The organism is Pseudomonas sp. S2_H10 (assembly GCF_054668285.1).
This window is the reverse complement of record NZ_CP162754.1, coordinates 4,788,772-4,814,144: the sequence shown is the minus strand read 5'-3', so window position 1 is coordinate 4,814,144 and position 25,373 is coordinate 4,788,772. Positions and strand designations below refer to the sequence as shown.

Genomic DNA, 25,373 nt, shown 5'->3' with positions numbered 1-25,373 from the left:
GGCCGACGGTCTGTAGATGCCACGATACCGTGACGTGGTGTGAGTGCCGCAGCCGACACTTTCGGACAACCGACAACCGCCTGGTTTGTCCGTGACCGTGAGGATTGCTGAATGCCTGATGAGTTGTTGCACCTGCCTGTGGTCAACAGTCTGCTGGAGCGCCATAAGGGCACCCCGGGTGCGCTGTTGCCCATTCTTCATGATATTCAGGAGCGCATCGGTTATGTCCCCGATGTCGCCGTCCCCGAGATTGCCCATGCCCTCAATCTGAGTCAGGCCGAGGTGCGTGGGGTGATCAGTTTTTACCATGACTTCCGTACCGCGCCGCCTGCGCGGCATATCCTGCGGCTGTGCCGGGCCGAGTCGTGCCAGAGCCGTGGCGCCGAGCAGTTGGCCGCGCAGTTGCGTGAGCGTCTGCAACTGGATGATCACGGCAGCAGTGCCGATGGCAGCATCAGTTTGCGTCCTGTTTATTGCCTGGGTGCCTGCGCCTGTTCGCCGGCACTGGAGCTGGATGGTCGGGTGCATGCGCGGCTCAGTGCCGAGCGGCTGGATGCGTTGCTTGATGCTTGTCGGGAGGACGCGTGATGCCGGCTTTCTATCTGCCCCGTGACTCGCTGGCCCGTGCCGTAGGCGCCGAAGAGATTGCGGCAGCCCTTATCATCCATGGCCGGGGCCGCGTTATGTCTGAGTTGCAACGCACCAGTTCGCGCGGCCTGTATTGGCTGGAACCATTGCTGGAAGTGGACACGCCGCAAGGCCGTTTCGGCTTCGGCCCACTGACTGCTGACGATGTACCGTCAGTGCTCGAAGCCTTGAAAGGCGATCCGTCTGCCCATCCGTTGGCGCTGGGCCTGGTGGAAGAGTTGCCTTATCTGAAGACGCAACAACGCCTGCTGTTTGCCCGCGCCGGCATCACCCGGCCGCTGTACATCGACGATTATCTGGATCATGGCGGTTTCGAGGGTTTGAAAAGAGCCATTGCCCTAGGTGGCGAACAGACTGCGACTGAGGTATTCGATTCGGGCCTGCGCGGCCGTGGTGGCGCGGCCTTCCCCGCCGGGATCAAATGGCGCACGGTGCGCGGCACTCAGGCTGCGCAGAAATACATCGTATGCAACGCCGACGAAGGCGACTCCGGCACCTTTGCCGACCGCATGTTGATGGAAGGCGACCCTTTCCTGCTGATCGAAGGCATGGCGATTGCCGGCATTACCGTCGGCGCCACCTTCGGCTACATCTATGTGCGCTCGGAATATCCTGATGCTGTGGCGACGTTGCGCGCAGCGCTGAACATCGCCCGAACCGCCGGTTACCTCGGCGCCAATGTCGGCGGCAGCGGCCTGGCATTCGATATGGAAGTGCGCGTCGGTGCCGGCGCCTACATCTGCGGTGAAGAAACCGCGCTGCTGGACTCCCTCGAAGGCAAGCGCGGGATCGTTCGCGCCAAGCCGCCGATTCCGGCGTTGCAGGGGTTGTTCGGTTTGCCGACGCTGGTGCACAACGTGCTCACGTTGGCCTCGGTGCCGCTGATACTGGCCAAGGGCGCGCAGTTCTACCGCGACTACGGCATGGGCCGTTCTTTGGGCACCATGCCCTTCCAGTTGGCGGGCAATATTCGTCACGGCGGGCTGGTGGAACGGGCCTTTGGCCTGACCTTGCGAGAACTGGTGGAGGACTATGGCGGAGGCACCGCCAGTGGCCGGCCGCTGAAGGCTGCTCAGGTGGGCGGCCCGCTCGGCGCCTGGGTTCCGCCTTCGCAATTCGACACGCCGCTGGATTACGAAGCCTTCGCCACCATCGGCGCGATGCTCGGTCACGGTGGTGTGGTGGTGGCTGACGACAGCCTGGACATGGCCCACATGGCACGCTTCGCCATGCAATTCTGCGCCGAGGAATCCTGCGGCAAATGCACGCCGTGCCGCATCGGTTCGACTCGTGGTGTCGAGGTGATCGACCGTCTGCTGGCCGCGCCCGACCAGAACAGTCGCGATGCGCAGGTGATCATCCTCAAGGACCTGTGCGACACCCTGCAATACGGTTCGCTGTGCGCGTTGGGCGGCATGACGTCTTATCCCGTGGCCAGCGCCCTCAAGCACTTCCCCGCTGACTTCGGTCTGCAAGCCTCGGAGGCCGAGCAATGATTACTCTCTTCGACCCGAACACCGATATTGATCTCGGCACGCCGGCCCGCGACAGCCAGGTGCAAGTCACCCTGAACATCGACGGGCGCAGCATCAGCGTGCCCGAAGGCACTTCGGTGATGCGCGCCGCCGCGCTGCTCGGCACCACCATTCCGAAACTCTGTGCCACCGACAGCCTGGAGGCCTTCGGCTCCTGCCGCATGTGCCTGGTGGAGATCGACGGCATGCGCGGTTATCCGGCGTCCTGCACCACGCCGGTCACGGAAGGCATGAGCGTGCACACCCAGACGCCCAAGCTCGCGACCCTGCGGCGCAACGTCATGGAGTTGTACATCTCCGATCACCCGCTGGACTGCCTGACCTGCTCGGCCAACGGCAACTGCGAGCTGCAAACCGTGGCCGGTCAGGTCGGCCTGCGGGAGGTGCGTTACGGCTATGAGGGCGACAACCATCTGGCCGATGTGAAGGACACCTCCAACCCCTATTTCGATTACGACCCGAGCAAGTGCATCGTCTGCAACCGCTGTGTGCGTGCCTGCGAAGAAACCCAGGGCACCTTCGCCCTGACGATTACCGGGCGCGGGTTTGAGTCCCGTGTTTCGGCTGCCGGTGGCGATAACTTCCTAGACTCGGAATGTGTGTCCTGCGGCGCCTGTGTGCAGGCCTGCCCCACCGCGACCCTGATGGAAAAAAGCGTGGTCGAACTGGGCCAGCCCGAACGAAGCGTGATCACCACATGCGCCTATTGCGGCGTGGGCTGCTCGTTCCGCGCCGAGATGAAAGGCGACCAATTGGTGCGCATGGTTCCGGACAAGAATGGCCAGGCCAACCACGGCCACTCCTGCGTCAAAGGGCGCTTTGCCTGGGGCTATGCGACCCACCCGGATCGCATCACCAAGCCGATGATCCGCAAACACATCAGCGACCCTTGGCAGGAAGTCAGCTGGGATGAAGCGGTGACTTACGCCGCCAGCGAGTTCCGCCGGCTGCAGCAAAAATATGGCCGCGACTCCATTGGTGGGATCACCTCCAGCCGCTGCACCAACGAAGAAACCTACCTGGTGCAGAAACTGGTGCGCGCCGCCTTCGGCAACAACAACGTCGACACCTGTGCGCGGGTCTGCCACTCGCCGACAGGTTATGGCTTGAAGCAGACGTTGGGTGAATCTGCCGGCACCCAGAGTTTCGACTCGGTGATGCAGGCCGACGTGATTCTGGTGATGGGCGCCAACCCTAGCGACGCCCACCCGGTGTTCGCTTCGCAGCTCAAACGCCGACTGCGTGAAGGCGCGCGGCTGATCGTCATCGATCCGCGTCGCATCGATCTGGTGGACACGGTGCATGCCCGCGCCGAGTATCACCTGGCCCTGCGCCCCGGTACCAACGTCGCCATGCTCAACGCACTGGCCCATGTGATCGTGACTGAAGGACTGCTCAACCAGGACTTTATCGATGCCCGTTGCGAACCTGGTGATTTCGCCCACTGGAGCGAGTTCGTCAGCCGCGCGGAAAATTCGCCGGAAGCCCTCGGCCCGATCTGCGGTGTGCCTGCTGCCGATATCCGTGCCGCTGCGCGCCTGTATGCCACTGGCGGCAACGCGGCGATCTATTACGGCCTTGGCGTCACCGAACACAGCCAGGGCAGCACCTCGGTGATGGGCATCGCCAACCTGGCCATGGTCACCGGCAACATCGGCCGCGAAGGCGTGGGCGTGAACCCGTTGCGCGGGCAGAACAACGTGCAGGGCTCCTGTGACATGGGCTCCTTTCCTCACGAGTTGCCCGGTTACCGGCACATCTCCAACGAGGTGGTACGGGCGCAGTTCGAACAGGCGTGGAACGTCACCCTCCAACCCGATCCGGGCCTGCGCATCCCCAACATGTTCGAGTCGGCCCTGGCCGGCACTTTCAAGGGCCTGTATTGCCAGGGCGAAGACATCGCCCAGAGCGACCCCAATACCCAGCACGTCACCGCGGCTCTGTCGGCCATGGAATGCATAGTGGTGCAGGACATCTTCCTCAACGAAACCGCCAAGTTCGCCCATGTGTTCCTGCCGGGCAGTTCGTTCCTGGAAAAGGACGGCACCTTCACCAACGCGGAGCGACGCATCTCCCGGGTACGCAAGGTCATGGACCCACTGGGCGGCAAGGCCGATTGGGAAGGCACAGTGGCGCTGGCCAATGCCTTGGGCTACCCGATGAGCTACAAGCACCCGTCGGAAATCATGGATGAAATCGCCAGCCTGACGCCGACTTTCACCAACGTCAGCTACGCCGAGCTGGACCGCCATGGCAGCCTGCAATGGCCGTGCAACGCGGCGGCACCGGACGGCACGCCGACCATGCACATCGAGGAGTTCGTGCGCGGCAAGGGGCGGTTCATGCTGACCGGGTATGTGCCCACCGAGGAAAAGGTCAACGCTCGCTATCCGCTGCTGCTGACCACCGGGCGCATCCTCAGCCAGTACAACGTCGGCGCCCAGACACGGCGTACCGACAACGTCGCCTGGCACGACGAAGACCGCCTGGAAATCCACCCGACCGACGCCGAGAGCCGTGGCATCAACGAAGATGACTGGGTCGGCATCGGCAGCCGTGCCGGGCAGACCGTGCTGCGGGCGCGGATCACCGAACGGGTCGCGCCGGGCGTGGTGTACACCACGTTCCACTTCCCGGAATCGGGCGCCAACGTGATCACCACCGACAACTCGGACTGGGCTACGAACTGTCCGGAGTACAAGGTCACGGCCGTGGAGGTCAGCCGCGTTTATCACCCTTCGGAGTGGCAGAAGCGCTTCCAGGAGTTCAGCGATGAACAGCATCGTCTGCTCAAGGACCGGGGCCGTGGCGCCAAAGCGGAGGTACGCCGATGAGTACGGACAACCTGGTCAAGATGGCCAACCAGATCGGCCAGTACTTTGCCACGCAACCGGACCAGGAGCAGGCGGTGCTGGGCGTGCGCAATCACCTGCAGATGTTCTGGGCGCCGAGCATGCGCAAGGAGTTGTTGGCTTGGCAGATGGAGCATAAAGGGGCGGACTTGCACCCGCTGGTGCAGGCGGCGGTGATTGGGGCGGGCTGGGAGGCTTAGCCTGCTGGCTGAAAAACCTGTAGGAGCGAGCTTGCTCGCGATGGTCGTCAACGATAACGCGCAAATCCTGGATAAACGCGGCGTCCTTGAAACCATCGCGAGCAAGCTCGCGCCTACACACCCTTGCGCGACGCCGTCACGGTCACTTCAATCGCCCGCACGCTGATCGCCGCGAATGTCGCCGTCATCAGTACGCCGTTGAATCCCAGCAGGACCGCCAGCACTCGCGAGACGCCGAGTTTGGGCACCAGTTCTCCGTAGCCAATGGTCAGGCCTGTTACGAAGGCGAAGTAGACACCGTCATCGGGGCTCCATCCTTCCAGTTGGGCGATGATGAGGCCGAACGCGACCATCACTAACAGCAGGATCGAGAAGATCGGCCAGACCACTTTGAAGTAGAACCAGACGGCTTTGTAGAACTCGTGGCGGACGTTTGATGCACGGGCGGGGTTCATGGCATGGGCTTCCTGGGGTTTGCCTGGCCGGCATTGACATGCGCGGCGTTTCAACAACCTACTAGTTTGGCACAACCGTTGAAGACTGTCGGCCAACGTCGGGTTGCGACCAACAGGGCACTGTCCGTGAAGGACAGCAACTCCCCAGATTCGTGAACTTCATCAAACCACCCGCCACAATCGAGAATGTTAATAATCACCCTGCCAATTCAAAATGCCAGTTATAAATATCAACAGCCCCTACAAACATACGCCCACAGAAAATTCTTGCAGCAGTGACACTAAGCGTTTATATAATCGCCCCGAAAAATTGGAACTATCGTCTCAACTTACCAGCACTAACGACATCAGAGCGCAGCTTTCAAATCAGGATGCCAGACCCAATAAAATAATTTTCATTTGCTGGCGCATCGAGTCCGCTCCACACTGTAGAATCCCGGCGCATCGCGGCGTCCGCTGATCTCGGGATCAACGCGCAACGACCACCCTGGTGACTATTCGAGGAAAGGAAACCCGCTGGCGACGACATTGCCAGATTCACGTCATTGAACATTAAACAGCTCGCGAGCGGATCCCGACCACCAGGATTTCGAACACCGAAACTGTTGTTCAGAAGGACTAAATCAGCAAAGGAATGGATTATGATTTCACTGGATGAACTTCTCACCATGTCGGATTTGTCGCGCAAGAGCGATTGGTTCGAAGCCCTCAAGTCAAATACTACGGCACTGGGTTGTGATGGTGTGTTGTTTGCTTTCAAACCGAACAGCAGCACCGATAATAATCAAGCCATCATTCTCAGTGACTATCCCGCTGCGTGGCGTAAGAAATACGACACTGAACACTATGCCCGGATAGATCCCGTCGTTGCCCACTGTCTTACCTCAACGGTGCCCATCGTGTGGTTCGACAATATTTACACCTCTGTACAACAACTGAATTTCAGGGAGGAAGCAAAAAATCACGGCCTGATGCAAGGTGTGAGCTTGCCAGTGCACGGCGCCGGTGGCCAGGTGGGAATGCTCAGCGCCCGACTCGAAGCGGTCCCGGAGCGTCAACTCAAATACCATTTGGCGCGGACGCTTCCCAGCCTGACCCTTATTCGCGATTACGCTCTCGATACGCTCCTGAAGTTGATCGGCAAAGAGGAGGCCGATGAGCCCGTTGCCCTCACAAATCGAGAGCTGGAAGTACTCAAATGGAGCGCGTTCGGCAAGACCACTTGGGAAATTGCCCGTATTCTCAGTTGTTCAGAAGCCAACATCAATTATCACTTTTCAAAAGTCAGGGCGAAATTCAATGTCGGGTCCAGGAGAATGGCGATTGTCAAAGCCTTGCAAACCGGTGTATTGGAGTTTTAAACAGCAGGCTGCGATCATCAGGTTACGACTGAACAGGTGTATTGAATCAAAACTTAGAACACAGCTGCACTGGTCAAACGCAGGACGTTCGGTTTTCAATTTCTACAAGCAGTCGTTCCCGCAGCGCGGGCTCCCACACTTCGTCCCATTGCCGCACATAATCATGGCGCTGATCAAGGATCTGCTGACTATTCAAATCAAAATCAGCGCCAATAAGTTCAATCTGCCGCGCCTTGGTATATGACATGAACGGAGAGCTGGATAAACGCCGGGCATCTGTGTCTATGCCAAGACGCTTTGCGCAGTATTGTGCTGCGGCGAGGGCTTCGTGCTCAGAGTGGTTGGCGTCCATGACTTCAGACTGGACTCGCTGAGCATTCCAGACCGGCTCCTGAAAGATATGTTGATAAACATCAACGGCGACGTCGCAATGCTCTATTTCTTCGGTGAAGTGATAGCCCAACAAATAGAGCACACCCAAATTCGCTGAAATATTGCAAGTCCGGGCAAAATTCTTTCCGGAGAACAGTTGCTCAAAAAAAATGAAACTGGAAATACAATTCTTGCTTTCAAACACGGCAATTTTTAGTAGAGCGTCCCTGATACCTTCCCGCTCGCCCCTGGAAACGCTTTGCAGTATGGGCTCGTAGTTCTTCACATGAAACTCATGAAGATAGGGATACACCCTGGGGTGTAATTGATCTTTGTACACATTGCCCGGACAGAGAAACGAATTCAGGTGTTTATGCGCCTTGGCATGGTGCATCTCCTGGACCAGAAACGTATGCTCAAGGTCCAGCAAACCCTCATCGGCAATCAATCCCCGCGAATGTTTGCTGACGAAATTACAAAAATACTCAATGTATTCCAGGTAAAAGGAATACCCCAGTCCCACGAGCGAAGTCTGATCGTCGTAAGCCCAGCGAAAATCGAAATCCGCACCGATCTTCATGGCTTGCTTGATATCAAATGGAATTCTTCTAATTTTCATGCGGCGTCCTGGCTGCCTATCGCGAAATGGCGCTCGCCCTCGGTAGAGCGCCCCCCGACACTGTCAGTTCTGAAGAAACAGAATCCCGTCTTCGCTTTCCGGCGAATGAACCGCTCGGGTCTGCCCCAACCCTTTAACCAGGAAAGAAACATGCTGGGCACGCATCTGTTCCTGGGTATAAGGGTTTTTGGCACCGAAAATCTGCTCCATCAATTGTGTTTTCTTGCGCACAATTCGATCGACCGCGCCCTCTCCGCGCTTGGCGGGCAGGAACAACTGCATCAGCTTGTTTTGCCCTTCAAAGTAGGTTTCATGGACCATTGCATTGTGGTACGTCAAACCGACATCAATCACGGCTAGCGAACGCTCGAGATGAGCGGGATCGGACTTGACCATTTCCTCGATCACCGCTGCCCATGCCTGAGTGTGCCGTGCCTCGTCTTTCATAATATTGGTGATTAGCGCCTGGAGAGCCGGGTGGTGCACTTGACTACGTACATCCCGGTACAACTCAGTGTTGACCACCTCACCGAACAGGTGGGCGAAGGTATAACTGTAAAGATCCCAGTACTTTCTATCTTCGTAGCACCAGATGTATTTTTCTGAATACTCGCGGACTGACAGTTTGTCCACATACCCTAACTCACCCGTTGAAACATAGTGATAGGCCGTCGCTAGTGCGATGCCATGACGCATTTCCTCGTAGGCAATGATGTTGACATACGCAAGAATCTGCCCCCAGTCATTGGCAAGGTCTTTTGGGTAACCTTCACGGACTTCAGTGAGCAGCAGATCATGAAACTGCACCGCTGATGCCTGGCCGGAAAACTCGCCATCAGATAAACAGTCGAGCAAGTTCACAATATCTCGATCATGCTCGTCCAGTTCCGTCAGCCAGTTCCAGTCATAGCGCTGCGCATCCCACCTTTGCTCATCGGAAAGGCAGCCAAAGTTAACGATAGTGCTGATCCCGGACATGCAATGTTCTCCTTGAAATGAGTCACCTGCTAGAGAGCGACTCAGTTATTGCCTGATGGTAATAACGATGTTCAGCAACTCAGGCCGCCATCGATCACGAGCGTCTGACCGGTTATATAGGCCGCGCCCTCGCTCATCAGGTAATCCACCAGTGACGCCACCTCGGCAGTGCTTCCAAGACGACGCAGCGGAATGCTTTTTTTCAACCCTGATCCATTGTCTTTCAAGTGCCTGGTCATGTCGGTCTCGATATAGCCTGGCGCGATACTGTTGACGCGCATGTTAAATCTGGCCATTTCAAGCGCGAGCGAGCGGGTCATTCCAATCAACGCAGCCTTACTGGCTGAATACGCTGTTTGGCCGATATTGCCCTTCACCCCTGAAACCGAACTGATGTTGATAATGCATGTATCTGATTCCCCCATCATCGCCCCAATAAAAGCCCGGGAAACCGAAAATGCAGAAAAGACATTTTGACTGAAGATCGCGTTAAGGACCTGTTCATCCAGATTGGAAAAAAGCCGATCCTCGGCAACACCCGCATTGTTGATGACCGCATAAGGTGGGCCAAAACGATGGATGAGCGACTGTGCAATATCATTGACCTGACTGACGTCTGACACGTCGCAGTGAACAGCTTCCACCTGCCTGCCAGGCTCACTATTCAACTGCTCAGCCAGCAACCGGGCCTCGTCCACGCTGGATTTATAGGTGAACACAACATCGAAGCTACGGCTGGCCGAGCGTACGATTTGCGCGCCAATACCCCGAGAGCCACCCGTCACGAAAATCCATTTGCGTTTCATGCCGGCTCCTCCAGCAGATTGGCGATCAACCCCATTTCTACCGCCAATACAGGCCGATCCTGGGTGTACAAGGTAAAAACGACAGAGGCAAAAATAGAATCGTTGACCCTGACCAGATCCTTACCCTTTACGCTGTAATACGTTGAGTCATAGCCCGCGCGCGGTAGCTGGGACCAATCACTGTCCATGAGTGTCAGCGCATGGGATATCTGATAAACGACGTAAGGCCGCGCCTGGGAAATGCCTTCCCTGGCGAGAAAGCGCTGAACGTCACTGGCCAAGGCTGTCTTGCGGTTATCTTCGATATAAATGGAAAACAGGATTGCGTCCCAGTACACACTCGGATGTACCGGTGTTCCAACAAGCGTCGACAACAACTCGTATTTCTCATCCAGCTCTTCGGCGCTAAATCGCTCCAGTATCGGGCGGCGCTCGTCCGCTGCTACCAGGGCCGCAACTTGCGGGGCAACCCGCGCCTTGACACTGCCCATATACAGAGACTTTCCGTCAGAACTCACTTTAATGCTCTGAACCGGACTGAGTGTGTAGTCGACAAACTGGTCGATCGGCACCGCGTGTTTGAGATGCAGTTTTATCTCGCAGGCCTGGGCACAAATGGAGGCTTCCAACGCCAGTTGGTTTTTTAGCGGCAACATGGCCAGCATTCCATGGACAATGCGCCCGGAATGGCCATTTTTTATGGCAAAGTCCGCATCAAAATGCACCGGGTTACGATCACCGGAAAACTGTGCCCATCGCTCCAGGTCTTCATGATTAAAGTTTCGACGCATTTCACGAATACCTTCTGATTACCAGGCAACTATTTGCCCCGCCGAATCCGTAGTTGATGTTCAGTACGTTGTCGACAACCCCCAGGTAGCGATGCTCGTTAGGGATATAGTCAAGATCGCAAAGTGGATCGGAGCGCTCCAGATTGATCGTTGCCGGCGCCATACCGGTCTGGATGGTCTTGATGCAAAAGACTGTTTCAATGGCCCCCGCCGCGGCGATGAGATGGCCGGTATAGGACTTCGTACTGGAAATCGGCACCGTATGGGCGTGCTCACCAAAAACCTTCTTGATGGTATTGGTCTCGTTCAGATCATTGAGCTGAGTCGAGGTCCCGTGCGCATTGATGTAGTCGATATCCCATGTATTGAGACCTGCCTCTTCGATAGCCTTTTCCATCGACATCGCTCGCCCCAACAAGTCCTCGGCCGGGGCAGTGATGTCGTAGGCATCCGAATAGTTGGCGTAGCCGCTGATCTCGGCATAGATCGTAGCGCCTCGCTTGAGAGCTTCATCCAGGTCTTCCAGAACCAGTACGGCGCTGCCTTCTGACAACACAAAGCCGCTACGGTCCTGACTGAATGGACAGCAAGCCTTCGCTGGATTCTCCTGTTCCTTGCTCAAGGCACCGAGGATGTCCACCGACCATACGTTGTAGGCTCCGGTGATGCTCTCGCTGCCGCCTGCAAGCATGCATTTGGCCCGACCACTGCGGATAACTTCGCAGGCATCACCGATAGCAATGTTTCCTGTGGCGCAGGCCGCGACCAACGTGTTCTGGTAACCCCTGAGGTTCCAGGCCATTGAAGCCGACCCGGTCCATACGCTATGCATGGAAAAAATGGTACTGAGCGGTGAAGCGAGACCCGACTCGACATACATGTCGTTGTTATCAATGGTCGAGTCGACGCCCCCCCACCCTGTCCCCAGCACGACGCCACGGTCGAAGGGTGAATAGTGCTTGTCCATCTCAGCGACCGGGTCATCGCCGAAGGCCATGCACAATGCCTGCTCCGATGCGGACATACCAATCCGCGCAAAGCGGGGAAGATTCTTGGCGATACGCTTGGGCACCGCTTTGAGCTCAATCGGAAAATCGATTTTTCCGAAAAACCTGGCTGTAACCGACTGATCTTGCATCGGATGCAGGGCGTAACCCATTTGATAGTCTTTTATCGCCCCCCAGATCTCTTCCGTGTTCCGACCCAAAGCACAGACGGAACCGAACCCCGTAACGACTACCCGTTTCTTAGTTTGCACTGCACGCCTCTCCCTAGCTGTGTTTGCATGGTTATGCCAGCGTACTGGACCGGGCCTGCTCGCTTCGGCAGAAGGCATAAAAATCGCCCATCGTGCTGAGCTTCGCCTCAGGTAACTTGTTGACATCGATGGCGATGCCCAACTCTTTCTTCAGGGCAACCTGAATACTTACGTAATCAAGACTGACCAAGTGGATATCGCTGATCAGGGTTTGGTCGGTGATGGTCGCGACGTCAAAATCAGTCAGCTCGCCAATCACATTATTAACCACGGTACTTACGTTCATTATTCCACTCCTACTGATTGAGGTTTATTGGCACTGCCGGACATGATTTCACTCATGATCGCGCGGATTTCATCAGTCATCGGCACTTCCATGGAAAAAGTATTATCGATCACTGAATAATCGAGATATCCCATTCGACCAATGGGCCGAACCTTCTGAATATCGACACAACCATCCGGCCTTATGTAGTCATCATTAATATGTACACGAATCACCTCACCGATGATCAGGTCCACTGTTCCCAGTTCACTTTTACCCTTGACCACCGTTGTTGAAACATAACGACACTCAAGGTGGCACGGACTGTCTTTCACCATCGGCACATCGGAAAGATCGGCCTTTATTTTCTCGAGGCCTGCCAGTTCGAACTCACTCTGATCGGAAGGGACAATCATTGCGGAGATATTTACCGCTTCCTTAAGCGCCTCGGTTGCCATATTCCAGACAAACCAGCCGGTCTTTTCAGCATTTACGGCCGAATCTTTTCGTTGACCTGTCGGATAATGGTTAGCCGCGAACATGACCATAGGTGGATCAAATGTAAGAATGCCGCACTGACTGAATGGCGCCAGGTTTTCATTGCCACTTTCATCGACGCTGGATATCCAGGCAATTGGACGGGGCACGACGCAACTTCTGAACGGCGAGTGGGGTAGAGGGCAATTATCTACTTGTGGATCGTATTTCATTTCTTAACTTCACTCCTCATATATCCAACTAATGTTTACAGTTGAATTTTTCCGAGTCAAGCACACCAACCACTGACTATCTCAACTAACAGTGACGACCGAAGCACTGACAAACAAGAAAACGAGCACCGACTAGCACAACTACTAGTCGATAATTAAACCAAGCACAATAAATAGAGATGCCCCGCAGTAGTCACTATTGCACCCACGCATAACCAGCGACTCGCCGTTGTTATACCTGATTCGACGAACGAGCCCAGTGGGTGTTTAAGTGCATGAGTTGATCGGGGATGCAATGACGCGGATTGGTGCTGATCCAGGCTGAACAAATGTGTTCGCTGAATCGGCGGACCCAATCATTGGATGCCGAGGCTGGGAGCCCCTGCTTTCTGGAGGATGGCCGAGCAGGCATGACGCAAAGCGGCTTGAACTAGCCAGACGACAGATCGCCGTTCTGCGTTGTCTCGGAAGGTCGCTGCCGGGCGAACCCGGCAGTGACGGTTAGAACAGTTCGATGCCACCCAGCCTGTCACTCAAGCGACAGAACTGGAGATAAACACGAACGATGTGGCAGGTGTCAATCGCGCCACGCCTTAAGCAGTAGACTGGCATTGACCCCACCAAAACCGAAACCGTTGCACAGCGCGTAATCCATCTCTATAGCGCGCGGTTCACCAAGCACCAGGTCGACATCTCGTGCGTCTTCATCAGGTTGGTGGCAGTTAAGGTTGAATGGCACCACTTGGTTAACCAGCGACATGGCCGTAAAAATGCCTGCCAGGCCTCCTGCCGCGCCCAGTAGATGGCCGGTGGATGACTTGGTAGAAGACACCGCGACATTCTTCGGACCAAATACCGCCTTGACTGCCGCCAGTTCGCCTTTGTCACCGACCATCGTCGAAGTGGAATGCGCGTTGATGTACTTCACCGCGCCCGGTTCAACACCTGCTTTCTTCAGGGCAACCCGCATGCAACGCTGAGCGCCCGCGCCGTCCTCAGGCGACGCCGTAACGTGATAGGCGTCGGCGCTGGTGCCATAACCGACAATCTCGGCGATAGGTTTGGCACCGCGAGCCAAAGCATGTTCCAGGGTTTCGATGACCATCAGCCCTGCGCCCTCCGCAATAATGAAGCCGTCACGATCCGCATCGAAAGGACGGGAGGCCTCTTGCGGGCGATCATTGAAACTGGTCGCCATTGCCTTGGCCGCGACGAACCCACCAATGCTGACCTCATTGATGCACGCCTCGCTGCCACCACAAATGGCAACATCAGCTTCATCGTTCTGGATCATTCGCACGGCATCGCCAATTGCCTGCACGCCAGCGGCGCAGGCCGTTGCAGGTGCTCCCAGCGGCCCTCTGAAACCGTATTTGATCGAAACCTGACCGGATGCCATGTTCACCAGAAAACCGGGGACGGTAAAAGGCGAAACACGGCGCACGCCACTTTCGTTTATCGAATTCACCGCATCACGAATGTAATTCAACCCCCCGATGCCCGAAGCGATGACGGTCGCTGTGCGTGCCTTTTCTTCATCCGTTGATGGAACCCAGCCCGATTGCCGGATCGCCTCACTGGCGGCAGCCAGGGCAAATATGATGAAGCGATCCATGCGTCGAGCTTCTTTGGGATTCACGAAGACGCTGGCATCGAAACCGGCTTCAGGGTCGGCACCAATGTCCGGGACCGTACCCGCAATTTCAACCGGCAGATCGCCTATTCGCTCGATCTTGCGCACGCCAGACTTGCCCTCTAACAGACGCTTCCAGCTGTGTTCAACGCCAACACCCAACGGGGACACCGCCCCCATTCCAGTAATTACAATTCGTTTTGTCATCGCGTTGATCCCTCTGTTTCGATATTTGGCAAGCAGTGAATCTTCCGTCCATTGAACCGGTGGTCGTGGAGGCTGAAACCAAATAGAACATTTGATAGAGGCACCTGCGGCAGGTCAACCTGTGAGCAGATTGACTATCAGTTCTGATAGTCGACCCTGGCCCAGACACGGACTTTTACCGTGAAACTATCAATTTGCTCAGGATCTCCGAACGCCCACCGTTGCTTTATTCACATGGAGAGGGATGCACGAGTGGTGTCGTTAAGTTCTATACGCAGCGCAACCGCATTCTCGACACCAATGCGCATGGCCGGGCCAAAACGGCTGATATCGAGCCCTTTTCGCCTGAGCAATTTTTCCACGCCGAGTGTGGTCACCGTTACAAACTGATCAACGCCCCGTTCAATGGCAAAATGAATCAGGGCCTTGATTGCCAGAATTGAATCAAGCGACAGACATTGCGGGGACTTTTCCCGCGGCAAGATAGCGAAACGACTCAATTCCCATATACGCTCTGAATGAGGGGCTTGGGCACCGTACAACAACGCTGGAAAAGTGTCCTTGAGCATATAAGGGCCAGTGGTCGGCAAGATTCGCCAACATCCGAATAAACGCTCAGAGCCAGGCTCATCCTGCAAGATCAGATAATAGGGGTTCAGCGCATCATAACCATCGATTTCCATGCCGGCGATGATCGAAACATCCCAACATTTACGCTCCTTGAAAACTTCGGCACGCAGCCTGTGCATTTGTTCAAGTCGCTTGTTATCAAGTTCGATACGGGAACCAATTGCGATAGCCATTATTACCTCCTTTTCAGAGCTAATATTATTTGGCCATTTAGCATTAATGATAACTAGCAAATGTGTTAGACCGTCATTGATTATTGCAATGACAACTAGCTAATTCACGGACCCCCATCAACTTTTCTTGATCACCTTACACACGCAACTATCTATTATGTCAGTCGCGAACAATTGCCAGGAAACTTACCATTGGATCCCCAAAGGCTGACAATGAGCGAATCATGAACTTCTCCGCGCTAATCGACGCAAGTCGTCTACCCCATCGTCCCCTGATGATTCCCGCGAGTTGGAGCCAAGGCCGAGCTGCTTTCGGTGGCGTCGTCGTGGCGCTTGCGCACGAAGCAATGCGTCAGTTCGTTCCTCGGGATCGTTCGCTACGGTCACTTTCGTTGACGTTTATAGGCCCCGTAGCGGTAGATCAACCGTTGTTCTTTGAAACCGAAGTACTTCGCGAAGGCAGTGCAGTGACTCAACTGCATTGCCGGGTCGTGCAGTCGGAGCAGACCGTCACCTCCGTGCAAGCTTGCTTTGGTTCCGCCAGGTCTTCTGCGTTGGCGTTGCCGGCTGAGCCGATGCCGGGGCTGCCAGCCCTGGAGACGTGCGAACCCTTGCCCTTGTTGCCTGATGTGGCTCCGCGGTACTTACAGCATTTCGACATTCGCTGGGGCTATGGCGGAATGCCGTTTAGTGGCGCGTCATCACGGTCGACAGGAGGGTGGATTCGATTGAAGGACGCTCCCCTCGACGCAACGTTGAGTGAAACACAGCTACTGGCGATGCTTGATGCCTGGCCACCAGCGGTACTCTCCCAGCACCGTGCCTTGGCTCAGGGCAGCTCGCTGACCTGGAGCGTGGAGTTCGCGCAACCGCTGATCAATCTGCCAGCCGATACCTGGTGTGTCATGCATGCCTCAACCGATTATGCGCTTGAAGGTTACAGTGCCTGTTCGACCACCCTGCATACACCCGATGGAAAACTATTGGCACTCAGCCGGCAGACCGTGGTGGTGTTCGGCTAGCCTGGTGTGACTGTTATTTATTTAACGTTTTTCTCCTCGTCCCCAAATCAAAAAAGGTCTTGCTGAGCGAGACCTTTTTTTCGGCAGCAGGAAAGTGAAACCGCAAGCGCAAACGCCGTGCAACGTCTGCCTGCCACCGAGGTGCAGTAGCAGGCAGATCCCTTCGCAGCAACTCGATCCCTCAACGATGCCGCGCCCCCGGATATAGCGCTCAGCTCATTTCGTTTTCGCGAATCAGCTTCTTGTTGATCTTGCCAACGCTGGTCTTGGGGATTTCGGCGACGAACTTGAACTGCTTGGGGATCGCCCATTTGTTGATGCGCCCGCCGTCGACGAAGGCTTGCAGGTGGGTCTCGAGGATCTTGCGGTCGAGGAATTGCCCCGGCTCGCACACCACCATGGCCATGGGACGCTCGCCCCACTGTTCATCGACGATACCCACCACCGCCACCGACATCACAGCCGGGTGTTCGCTGATCAGGCTTTCCAGTTCCAGGGAGCTGATCCACTCGCCGCCGGTCTTGATCACGTCCTTGATCCGGTCCTTGATTTCCACGCCGCCCAGCTTGTCGATCGAAGCCATGTCACCGGTGTGCAACCAGCCGTCCAGCCAGAGCTCGGCGCCCTTTTCCGGGGACTTCAGATAGCCTTGGGTCAGCCACGGCGCGCGCACCACGATCTCGCCCAGGGACTCGCCGTCGTGAGCGACGTCGTTGCCTTCAGCATCGATGATCTTCAGGTCGACCATCGGCACCGGCGTGCCGGTCTTGATGCGGATCGGCAGTTGCGCTTCGGCGGACAGCTGCAGGTCCTCGTCGCGCAGGTACGTCACGCACAGCAACGGGCAGGTCTCGGACATGCCGTAGCCGGCGTGCACCACCATGCCTTTGGCGTTGGCTTCGCTGGCGATGCCGAGGGTCAGCGCGCTGCCGCCGAGGAGCATTTTCCAGCCGTCGAAACGGGTCGCCTTGCCTTCTTCGCAGTTGAGGATCATCTGCAAGATGGTCGGCACGCAGTGGGAGAAGGTCACCTTCTCTTCGCGGTACAGCCTGACCAGGCTGTTGGGTTCGTAGCGGCCCGGGTACACCTGCTTGATGCCCATCAGGGTCGCGACATACGGCACGCCCCAGGCATGCACATGGAACATCGGCGTGATCGGCATGTACACGTCGTCGGAGCGCAACAGCGGTGCGCCTTGATAGACGCCCAGGGTGCCGACCGCGTTCAGGGTGTGCAGCACCAGTTGCCGGTGGCTGAAGTACACGCCTTTCGGGTCGCCGGTGGTGCCCGTGGTGTAGAACAGCGTGGCCACCGAGTTCTCGTCGAAATCGGGGAAGTCGTACTGGTCCGGGGCCAGGGACAGCAGGTGCTCGTACTCGCCCAGCACCGGCAGCGAGGTGGTGGTCGCCTCGTCATCGGTGAGTTGCAGGTAGCCTTTGACGGTTTCCAGCCGACCGTGGATCTGCTCGACCAGGGGCAGGAAATCGTCATGCACCAGCACCAGGTCATCCTCGGCGTGGTTCATGGTGAACAGCACCTGCTCCGGCGACAGGCGAATGTTCACCGTGTGCAGCACCGCGCCGATCATCGGCACGGCAAAGAAGCATTCCAGGTAGCGGTGGCTGTCCCAGTCGAGCAGGGCCACGGTGTCACCGGCCTTGACCCCCGCTTCCGTCAGCGCATTGGCCAGTCGGCGGATGCGCTTATTGAGCGTCTGGTAGCTGTAGCGCAGCTTGTCGGCGTAGACGATTTCCCGACCCGGCTCGTAGCGCACACCGGACAGCAGCAGTTGCTTGATCAGCAAGGGATAGGCATAGGCGCCGTCGGCGGGCGGGATTATTTTTGTCGCCATCATGATTAGGGTTCCTTGTCCTTTCGATCAGAACTGATCGGCTTGCAGCTCGTAGAGGCAGTCACTGCCGGCCTTGACCGAAGCGCTCAACGAGTGGATACGCGGCAGCAACCGGGCGAAGTAGAAGCGTGCGGTGGCCAGTTTGCTGGTGTAGAAATCGTCTTCGGCATTGCCGCTGATGACGGCCTTGGCCATGCGCGCCCACATGTAGGCGTACGCGGTGTAGCCGAATACGTGCAGGTACTCGACCGACGCCGCGCCGATTTCGTTCGGGTTGTTTTGCGCCCGGTCCAGCAGCCACGCGGTCAGCTCGTCGAGGCTGTCCACGGCGGCATTGAGCGGCTTGGTGAACTCGTCGAGTTCGGCACTGGCGTTGGCGGTGAAGTTGCGGATTTCCGAGGCGAACAAGCGATAGAGCGCCCCGCCGCTGCCGACGATCTTGCGCCCGGCCAGGTCGAGGGACTGGATGCCGTTGGTGCCTTCGTAGATCTGCGTGATGCGCACGTCGCGCACCAGTTGCTCCTGGCCCCATTCGCGGATGTAGCCGTGGCCGCCGAAGATCATCTGGCCGTGCAGAGTGGTTTCCAGGCCCATGTCGGTGAGAAAGGCCTTGGCCACCGGAGTCAGCAGGGACACCAACTCTTGTGCGCGGTTGCGGGTGACTTCGTCTTCGCTGTACTTGGCGGTGTCCAGTTGCAGCGCGACGTAGCTGGAGAACGCACGACCGCCTTCGTTCAAGGCCTTCATGGTCAGCAGCATGCGGCGCACGTCCGGATGCACGATGATCGGGTCGGCGGAGTGGTCCTTGTTCTGCGCGCCGGTCGGTGCACGGCTTTGCAGACGGTCACGGGCGTATGCGACGGCGTTCTGGTACGAACGCTCGCCTTGCGCCAGGCCCTGGATACCGACGCCCAGACGCTCGTAGTTCATCATGGTGAACATTGCCGCCAGGCCTTTGTTCGGCGCGTCGACGATCCAGCCGGTGGCGCCGTCGAAGTTCATCACGCAGGTGGCGGACGCCTTGATGCCCATCTTGTGTTCGATGGAACCGCAGGACAGCGCGTTGTTGTCACCCAGCGAACCGTCGGCGTTGACCAGCACCTTGGGCACCAGGAACAGCGAGATGCCTTTCGGCCCGGCCGGTGCATCGGGCAGGCGCGCGAGCACCAGATGAATGATGTTCTCGGTCAGGTCGTGGTCGCCGCCGGTGATGAAGATCTTGCTGCCCGTGACCTTGTAGCTGCCGTCAGCCTGCGGCTCGGCGCGGGTGCGGATCAGGCCCAGGTCGGTGCCGGCATGGGCTTCGGTCAGGCACATCGAACCGGTCCAGATGCCGGCGTACATGTTCGGCAGAAAGCGTTGCTTGAGCTCTTCGCTGGCGTGGGCCTTGATCGACAGACACGCTCCGGCGGTCAGCATCGGGTACAGACCGAACGACAGGCTGGCCGAGTTGACCATCTCTTCGACCTGCGCCGAGATGGCCTTGGGCATGCCCATGCCGCCGTACTGCGGATCACCGCCGACACCCACCCAACCGCCGCCGGCAAAGGCTTGATAGGCCTGAGCAAAACCGTCCGGAGCGCTGACCGAGCCATTGTCCCAGGTGCAGCCCTGTTCGTCGGTGGCGCGGTTCAAGGGTGCGATCACTTCGCCGCTGATCTTGCCGGCCTCTTCGAGGATGGCGGCGGCGGTTTCTTCATCGATCACGTCGGCCAGGCCGGGCAACTGCGCCCAGAGCCGGGACACCTGGAAAACCTCGTTGAGTACGAAGCGCATGTCGCGCAGGGGAGCTTTGTAATCAGACATCTTGGCTTACTCGGAAGTGGTCACGGCATGCGGCATGCCGGGACGTTCAGTGGATTCAGTGTTTTCGGCTGCCGCGACAGAACCGGGCTGAGGAGCCCGTTCGCGCAGCAGGAAGTAGGACAAGGCCGGAATCAGGATCAGCGCGCCGAGCATGTTCCACAGGAACATGAAGGTCAGCAGGATGCCCATGTCGGCCTGGAATTTGATCGGCGACCAGACCCAGCACACCACACCCGCCGCGAGGGTGATGCCCACCAGCCCGACCACGCGGCCGGTGAAGGACACCGCGTTGCGGTAAGCCTCGGACAGCGGCAGGCCCTGGCGCTGGAAATGCAGTTGCACGCTGAGCAGGTACAGGGCGTAGTCGACGCCGATGCCCACGCCGAGGGCGATCACCGGCAGGGTCGCGACTTTCACGCCGATGCCCATGGCCACCATCAGCGCTTCGCAGAGGATCGAAGTCAGCACCAGCGGCAACAGCGCCACCAGCGTGGCACGCCAGCTGCGGAAGGTGATCAGGCAGAACAGCGTCACCGCCGCGTACACATACAGCAGCATGGTGCGGTTGGCTTCGCGCACCACGATATTGGTCGCGGCCTCGATCCCGGCGGTGCCGGCGGCGAGCAGGAACTGGCGATCAGGGGTGCTGTTTTCCTTGGCGAACTTGTCGGCAATCGCCACCACCGCGTCGAGGGTTTCGGCCTTGTGATCCTTGAGGAAGGTGATCACCGGCATCAGCGAGCAGTCGGTGTTGAACAGCTCCGGAGAGTTGACCGAGGCTTGTTGCGCGGCGTAGTTGAGCACGTCCTGGTTGCGCTGGATGCTGTTGAGCTTGGGGTTGCCTTCGTAGGTGCCGGCGGTGATCTGGCGCACCGCATTGACCAGCGACGTGGTGGCCTGCACGCCCGGATACTGTTGCAGCTCCCAGGCCAGGCGGTCGGCGAGCACCAGGGTCTTGTAGTTCAGGCAGCCTTCCGGCGCGGTCTTGATCATCACCGCGAACAGGTCGCTGGACAGCGCGTAATGCTGGGTGATGTAGGCGTTGTCGCGGTTGTAGCGCGAGTCGGCACGCAACTCCGGCGCGCCGCTTTCCAGGTCGCCGATCTTCAGGTTGAGGCTGACCACATAGCCGCCAATGCCCATCAACACCGCGACCAGCACGGCGCCCGTGGCCCACTTGGCGGTGGTGAAGCGGTCGAGCGCATCCCACAGTTTGCCGAAGCCTTTGTGCTTCTCGGCGCGGTTGTCGATTTTCAGTGCGCGCTCGGCGGCCTTGGCGCCAACACCGACGTAGGACAGCGCCACCGGCATGAGCAACAGCGAGGTGAAGATCAGTACCGCAACGCCGATGCTGGCGGTGATCGCCAGGTCCTGGATCACCGGAATGTCGATCAGCATCAACACGGCGAAGCCCACGGCGTCGGCGAGCAACGCGGTGACACCGGCGATGAACAGACGGCGGAAGGTGTAGCGCGCGGCGATCAGCTTGTGGGTGCCACGGGCGATGTCCTGCATGATGCCGTTCATCTTCTGCGCGGCGTGGGACACGCCGATGGCGAAGATCAGGAACGGCACCAGCACCGAGTACGGATCGATGGCGTAGCCGAGCCAGGCGACGATGCCCAGTTGCCAGACCACCGCGATCAGCGAGCAGCCGACCACCAGCAGGGTGCTGCGCACGCAACGGGTGTAGGCGTAGATGATGATCAGTGAAGTGACCACGGCCAGGCCGAAGAACATCATCACCTGGATCAGGCCGTCGATCAGGTCGCCCATCAGTTTGGCGAAACCGATCACCCGCACCTTGTACTGGCCCGTGCCCTCCTCCCCGGATTTGCGCGCGGCGCTGTCGCCGGCGTATTCGATCTTGTCGCGCAACTGCTCTTCGAGCATCTGCGAGAACGCGTGGTAGTTGATGCGCTGGCCACCGGCGCCGGCTTTGTCCAGCAGCGGCACGATCAACATGGTCGACTTGAAATCGCTGGCCACCAGGCTGCCGACGACGCCGGCGCGGGAGATGTTCTGGCGCAACTGTTCAATGTCGGAGGGCGAGCCCTGATAGCTGTCGGGCATCACCGGGCCACCCTGGAAACCGTCCTCGGTGACTTCGGTCCAGCGCACCGCCGGGCTCCACAGCGACTTCATCCACGCGCGGTCGACGCCTTCGGTGAGGAACAACTGGTCGTTGACCTGCTTGAGTACATCGAGGTACGCGGGGTCGAAGATATCGCCCTTGGTGTTCTCGACCACCACCCGCACCGAGTTGCCCAGGCCGCGCAGGGATGAGCGGTTTTCCAGGAAGTTCTGGATGTAAGGCTGGCTCTGCGGGATCATTTTTTCGAAGCTTGGGCGCAGCTCCAGGCGAGTCACGGCCATGAAGCCCAGCAGCACGGTGGTCAGCGCCATCAGCAGCATGAACAGCGGGCGGAAGTTGAACACCAGCCGTTCGAGGAGGTTGCCGGAGCGCTGGTCGAAATCACGCACATCGCGGATCACCGGCATGGCGTCTTGTTTGATATTGCCCATGTCTGGGTTCTCGCTCTTAGGGTTCGAGGGCTAGCGTCTGGGCGCCACGGCTGCCCGCGACCACCAACGCGCCGGCGGCGGACTGGGTGGCAGCGGACACCGGAGTCCGTGCGGGCTTGCGCACCCATTGCATCTGCGCGCCCGTGCCCTGGCTGACCAGCATCTGCCCGCCCTGGGTGAACAGGCGATAATTGCCACGGGCATCGATCAGGCCGGCGGTGATGCTGACGTGCAGGCCGCTGTCCAGTGCGGTCCAGCTCTGGCCGCCGTCGGTGCTGCGCAGTACGTTGCCGCGCAGGCCGTAGACCAGCACTTCGCCGAGCTTGCCGAGCACGCCGAAGAAGCTGCCTTGATACGGCGTCGGCACGGCATTGAAGCGTTGGGCGTTGTCGTCCCACTTGAGCAACAGGCCCTGCTCGCCGGCGATGTACAGGCTATCGCCGGTGGAAGCGATGGCGTTGAGGTGGAAACCCTGGGGGTTGTCGGTGCGGTCCTGGAACGGGGTCCAGCTCTGGCCACCGTCGTCGGTGCGCAGGATCAGGTTGAAGACACCGACCACATAGCCGGTCTTGTCGTTGGCGAACCAGACGTCGAGCAGGGGTTTGTCCGCGCCTTGATCCAGTAGCCTCTGGCCCTCGGCAGACAGCAGCGGCCATTGCTCGTTGTCCGGCTCGGCCTTGGCCAATGCCGAATAATGTTTGATCAACAGTTCGCCTATCTGGCGACCGTCGAGTTGCTTGTTCCAGGTCGCGCCGGCGTCGCTGCTGTGCAGCACCACGCCGTCATTGCCCACCGCCCAACCTTGGGTGGCGGTCGGAAAATTCACGGCCGTAAGATCGGCACTGGCCGGCACGGCGGCCTGCTGCCAATGCTGGCCGGCGTCATCGGAAAACAGAATGTGGCCACGCTGGCCGACGGTGATCACGCGCTCACCGGCGCGGGTCATGCCCGACAACGGACTGTTGACGGCCAAGGCGCTGACCCTGGCGGGCAGGTCCAGCACATCGACGTAATCGGCCGCGTGAGTGACGCCCTGCGACAGGCAGAGCACAGCGCCGAACGCCAGCTGCAAGATATTATTTTTATACGAACACATACTGCGTCCTCATCGGAAAACCGCGCCACACCTCGCGCTGTGCAGCTCATGCAGTTGTAGGAGCGAGCTTGCTCGCGATGGTCGTAAACGATGACGCGGGGAGTCTGGTTCCCCGCGGTGTTCTTGAGTCCATCGCGAGCGAGCTCGCTCCTACAGTGCCGGTGGATCGTGCGGGTGCATTGTTGCGGTTGGCTTAGCGAATGCCTGCGCCTGCCAGGGATTCCGAAGACCACTGGGCCTTGGAGAGCGGCTCGATGTACTTGATGCCCCCGTAAGGGCCGACCACACCGTTGATGTTGTAGGAACCGCCGACCAGGTCGTAGATCATGAAGGGCGTCGAATCCGGAACCTGCTTGTCGTAGCTCTGGCTCAGGAAGGCGAAGGAACCACGATAGAGCTGACCACGGGCGTCATATTGATCCGAGGCCAGAGCGGTCCAGCTGTCTTCGTCGAGGTAGAAGCGGCGCTTGGCGTAGATGTGACGAGCACCGGCCTTGAGGTTGCCTTCGACGACCCACACGCGGTGTTTTTCCCAGCGCACGAAGTCAGGCGACAGGTGATTGGCGGTGGTCAGCGACTTCGGATCCTGCACGTAGGTCAGCTTGTAGGTGTTGTAGGGCACGATCATTTCCTGCTTGCCCACCAGCTTCCAGTCGTAGCGGTCCAGCGCACCGTTGAACACGAACACGTCATCGTAGGTGCCCGCACCGGCGGTCCCCGGGTTTGGCGTGTCGTAGGCCAGGCTCGGAGCCAGCTTGACTCGACGCTGCCCCGGCAAGTACTGCCAGGCGCGACGCGGCTGCTGCAGCGGGTTGGCGGCATCCTTGAGCATGATCGCCTCACCGGCGCGGCGCGCAGGACCCGTGTACGCCAGCTTCATCTGGTAGTACACGTCGGCGCTGCTGATCGGCTGCGAGAGGTTTTCGTAGATCGGGTAGGAGATGTTCGCTTGCCCGGTGGTTGCCAGGCTCGCCACGCCGGCCGAGTCGACGTTCCAGGAGTCGTACTTGGAGCTGATGCTGACGCCCTGGTAGCGCAACAGGAAGTTCCACATCGCTTCGTTGCCCGACTGCGGAATCGGGAACGGAATGCCCGGCAGGACGTTGTCGATGGCCAGGCCACCTTCCAGGGACTTGGCGCCGCTGGCGTTCTTCACGCCGTTATCCAGAATCGCCTGGGGCAGCGAAACGGTGCGGTGGGTCGGGAACACGTCGACACGGAAGGTCGGGAAACGCTTGGCCAGTTCTACCGTGGTTGCCGTGAGCAGACCCTTGTACTGATCGACGTTCTTGCCGTCGATCACCAGCAGCGGCTTTTCACTGGCAAACGGATCCGGGCGCATGCTGTCGCCGGATTTGAAGCTGGCTGGCGGCGTGGTCAGGCCACCGGCATAGGCAGGGATGGAACCATCAGCGTTCCCGGCTTTTTCAGCCCCTACCTGTGTCAGGCTGGTGCCGAGCCTGGCAGCTTCCTGAGTTGAAACAGCAGCCTGCGCCTGAGCGGCGAAGACCATGGCCAAGGACGCGGCCAACACGGTTTTTACAAATTTCATGTTGTTATTCTCCTGCTTGCATTGAG

The 25,373-nt window shown here is 58.4% G+C and carries 21 protein-coding genes; 6 read left to right on the top strand and 15 right to left on the bottom strand.

Going from position 1 to position 25,373, the window contains the following annotated elements; translation table 11 throughout:
• Positions 1–111: 111 nt before the first annotated feature.
• From AB4O16_RS21570 to AB4O16_RS21555, 4 genes are read left to right on the top strand one after another with little or no spacing between them, the layout of a single operon-like run.
• The gene (locus AB4O16_RS21570) at positions 112–588 is read left to right on the top strand and encodes a formate dehydrogenase subunit gamma (protein ID WP_053162370.1); all 477 of its coding nucleotides are present in this window, start codon (positions 112–114) and stop codon (positions 586–588) included.
• The gene (locus tag AB4O16_RS21565) at positions 588–2,144 is read left to right on the top strand and encodes a formate dehydrogenase beta subunit (RefSeq protein WP_460155760.1); all 1,557 of its coding nucleotides are present in this window, start codon (positions 588–590) and stop codon (positions 2,142–2,144) included. The genes AB4O16_RS21570 and AB4O16_RS21565 overlap by 1 nt, the downstream gene beginning before the upstream one ends.
• Complete coding sequence (gene fdhF / locus AB4O16_RS21560) at positions 2,141–5,017, top strand: formate dehydrogenase subunit alpha (RefSeq protein WP_460155759.1); 2,877 nt, start codon at positions 2,141–2,143, stop codon at positions 5,015–5,017. Before AB4O16_RS21565 ends, fdhF begins: the two co-directional genes overlap by 4 nt.
• Positions 5,014–5,235: a formate dehydrogenase subunit delta gene (locus AB4O16_RS21555; RefSeq protein WP_160387188.1), complete on the top strand. Its 222-nt coding sequence runs from the start codon at positions 5,014–5,016 to the stop codon at positions 5,233–5,235. The genes fdhF and AB4O16_RS21555 overlap by 4 nt, the downstream gene beginning before the upstream one ends.
• Positions 5,236–5,348: 113 nt before the next feature.
• Here the strand turns inward: AB4O16_RS21555 and AB4O16_RS21550 are convergent, their stop codons facing one another.
• The gene (locus AB4O16_RS21550) at positions 5,349–5,690 is read right to left on the bottom strand and encodes a potassium channel family protein (RefSeq protein WP_160387186.1); all 342 of its coding nucleotides are present in this window, start codon (positions 5,688–5,690) and stop codon (positions 5,349–5,351) included.
• Between the two features lie 641 nt (positions 5,691–6,331).
• Here AB4O16_RS21550 and AB4O16_RS21545 point away from each other — a divergent pair.
• A complete protein-coding gene (locus AB4O16_RS21545; RefSeq protein WP_160387184.1) occupies positions 6,332–7,051 on the top strand; it encodes a helix-turn-helix transcriptional regulator in 720 nt (239 codons plus the stop codon).
• A gap of 73 nt (positions 7,052–7,124) precedes the next feature.
• Here the strand turns inward: AB4O16_RS21545 and AB4O16_RS21540 are convergent, their stop codons facing one another.
• The 9 genes from AB4O16_RS21540 to AB4O16_RS21500 form a co-directional block, all read right to left on the bottom strand.
• Positions 7,125–8,042 (bottom strand): metal-dependent hydrolase, encoded by a 918-nt coding sequence (locus AB4O16_RS21540; protein ID WP_460155758.1) that lies wholly within the window; start codon positions 8,040–8,042, stop codon positions 7,125–7,127.
• Between the two features lie 63 nt (positions 8,043–8,105).
• Positions 8,106–9,020, bottom strand: a complete 915-nt coding sequence (locus tag AB4O16_RS21535; protein WP_160387180.1) for a hypothetical protein — start codon at positions 9,018–9,020, stop codon at positions 8,106–8,108.
• Positions 9,021–9,091: 71 nt separating this feature from the next.
• Positions 9,092–9,826 (bottom strand): SDR family NAD(P)-dependent oxidoreductase, encoded by a 735-nt coding sequence (locus AB4O16_RS21530; protein WP_160387178.1) that lies wholly within the window; start codon positions 9,824–9,826, stop codon positions 9,092–9,094.
• Complete coding sequence (locus tag AB4O16_RS21525; RefSeq protein WP_160387175.1) at positions 9,823–10,617, bottom strand: MaoC/PaaZ C-terminal domain-containing protein; 795 nt, start codon at positions 10,615–10,617, stop codon at positions 9,823–9,825. Before AB4O16_RS21525 ends, AB4O16_RS21530 begins: the two co-directional genes overlap by 4 nt.
• Before the next feature lies 1 nt (position 10,618).
• On the bottom strand, positions 10,619–11,875 hold the full coding sequence (locus AB4O16_RS21520; protein WP_253562682.1) for a beta-ketoacyl-[acyl-carrier-protein] synthase family protein: 1,257 nt from the start codon (positions 11,873–11,875) through the stop codon (positions 10,619–10,621).
• A 31-nt stretch (positions 11,876–11,906) separates the two neighbouring features.
• Positions 11,907–12,161, bottom strand: coding sequence for a hypothetical protein (locus AB4O16_RS21515; RefSeq protein WP_160387171.1), 255 nt, complete (start codon positions 12,159–12,161; stop codon positions 11,907–11,909).
• Positions 12,161–12,787: a flavin reductase family protein gene (locus AB4O16_RS21510; protein WP_460155757.1), complete on the bottom strand. Its 627-nt coding sequence runs from the start codon at positions 12,785–12,787 to the stop codon at positions 12,161–12,163. The genes AB4O16_RS21515 and AB4O16_RS21510 overlap by 1 nt, the downstream gene beginning before the upstream one ends.
• 640 nt (positions 12,788–13,427) lie before the next feature.
• Positions 13,428–14,690 carry a beta-ketoacyl-ACP synthase II gene (gene fabF, locus AB4O16_RS21505; RefSeq protein ID WP_460155756.1) on the bottom strand — a complete coding sequence of 421 codons (1,263 nt, stop codon included), beginning with the start codon at positions 14,688–14,690 and terminating at the stop codon, positions 13,428–13,430.
• A gap of 230 nt (positions 14,691–14,920) precedes the next feature.
• Entirely contained in the window at positions 14,921–15,493 is a 573-nt protein-coding gene (locus AB4O16_RS21500) for an acyl-homoserine-lactone synthase (RefSeq protein WP_160387160.1), read from the bottom strand.
• Positions 15,494–15,717: 224 nt separating this feature from the next.
• Between AB4O16_RS21500 and AB4O16_RS21495 the strand changes: the two genes are divergently transcribed.
• Positions 15,718–16,515 (top strand): acyl-CoA thioesterase, encoded by a 798-nt coding sequence (locus tag AB4O16_RS21495; RefSeq protein WP_160387159.1) that lies wholly within the window; start codon positions 15,718–15,720, stop codon positions 16,513–16,515.
• 211 nt (positions 16,516–16,726) lie between these two features.
• Here AB4O16_RS21495 and AB4O16_RS21490 read toward each other — a convergent pair whose 3' ends face one another.
• The 5 genes from AB4O16_RS21490 to AB4O16_RS21470 all read right to left on the bottom strand — a co-directional run bounded on the left by AB4O16_RS21490 (position 16,727) and on the right by AB4O16_RS21470 (position 25,347).
• Positions 16,727–18,370 (bottom strand): fatty acid--CoA ligase, encoded by a 1,644-nt coding sequence (locus AB4O16_RS21490; protein ID WP_460155755.1) that lies wholly within the window; start codon positions 18,368–18,370, stop codon positions 16,727–16,729.
• A gap of 24 nt (positions 18,371–18,394) precedes the next feature.
• A complete protein-coding gene (locus tag AB4O16_RS21485; RefSeq protein WP_460155754.1) occupies positions 18,395–20,173 on the bottom strand; it encodes an acyl-CoA dehydrogenase C-terminal domain-containing protein in 1,779 nt (592 codons plus the stop codon).
• A 6-nt stretch (positions 20,174–20,179) separates the two neighbouring features.
• Positions 20,180–22,699: an efflux RND transporter permease subunit gene (locus tag AB4O16_RS21480; protein ID WP_160387156.1), complete on the bottom strand. Its 2,520-nt coding sequence runs from the start codon at positions 22,697–22,699 to the stop codon at positions 20,180–20,182.
• Positions 22,700–22,715: 16 nt separating this feature from the next.
• Positions 22,716–23,795 carry a WD40/YVTN/BNR-like repeat-containing protein gene (locus AB4O16_RS21475; protein WP_460155753.1) on the bottom strand — a complete coding sequence of 360 codons (1,080 nt, stop codon included), beginning with the start codon at positions 23,793–23,795 and terminating at the stop codon, positions 22,716–22,718.
• Between the two features lie 193 nt (positions 23,796–23,988).
• Complete coding sequence (locus tag AB4O16_RS21470; protein WP_160387154.1) at positions 23,989–25,347, bottom strand: DUF1329 domain-containing protein; 1,359 nt, start codon at positions 25,345–25,347, stop codon at positions 23,989–23,991.
• Between the last annotated feature and the right edge of the window lie 26 nt (positions 25,348–25,373).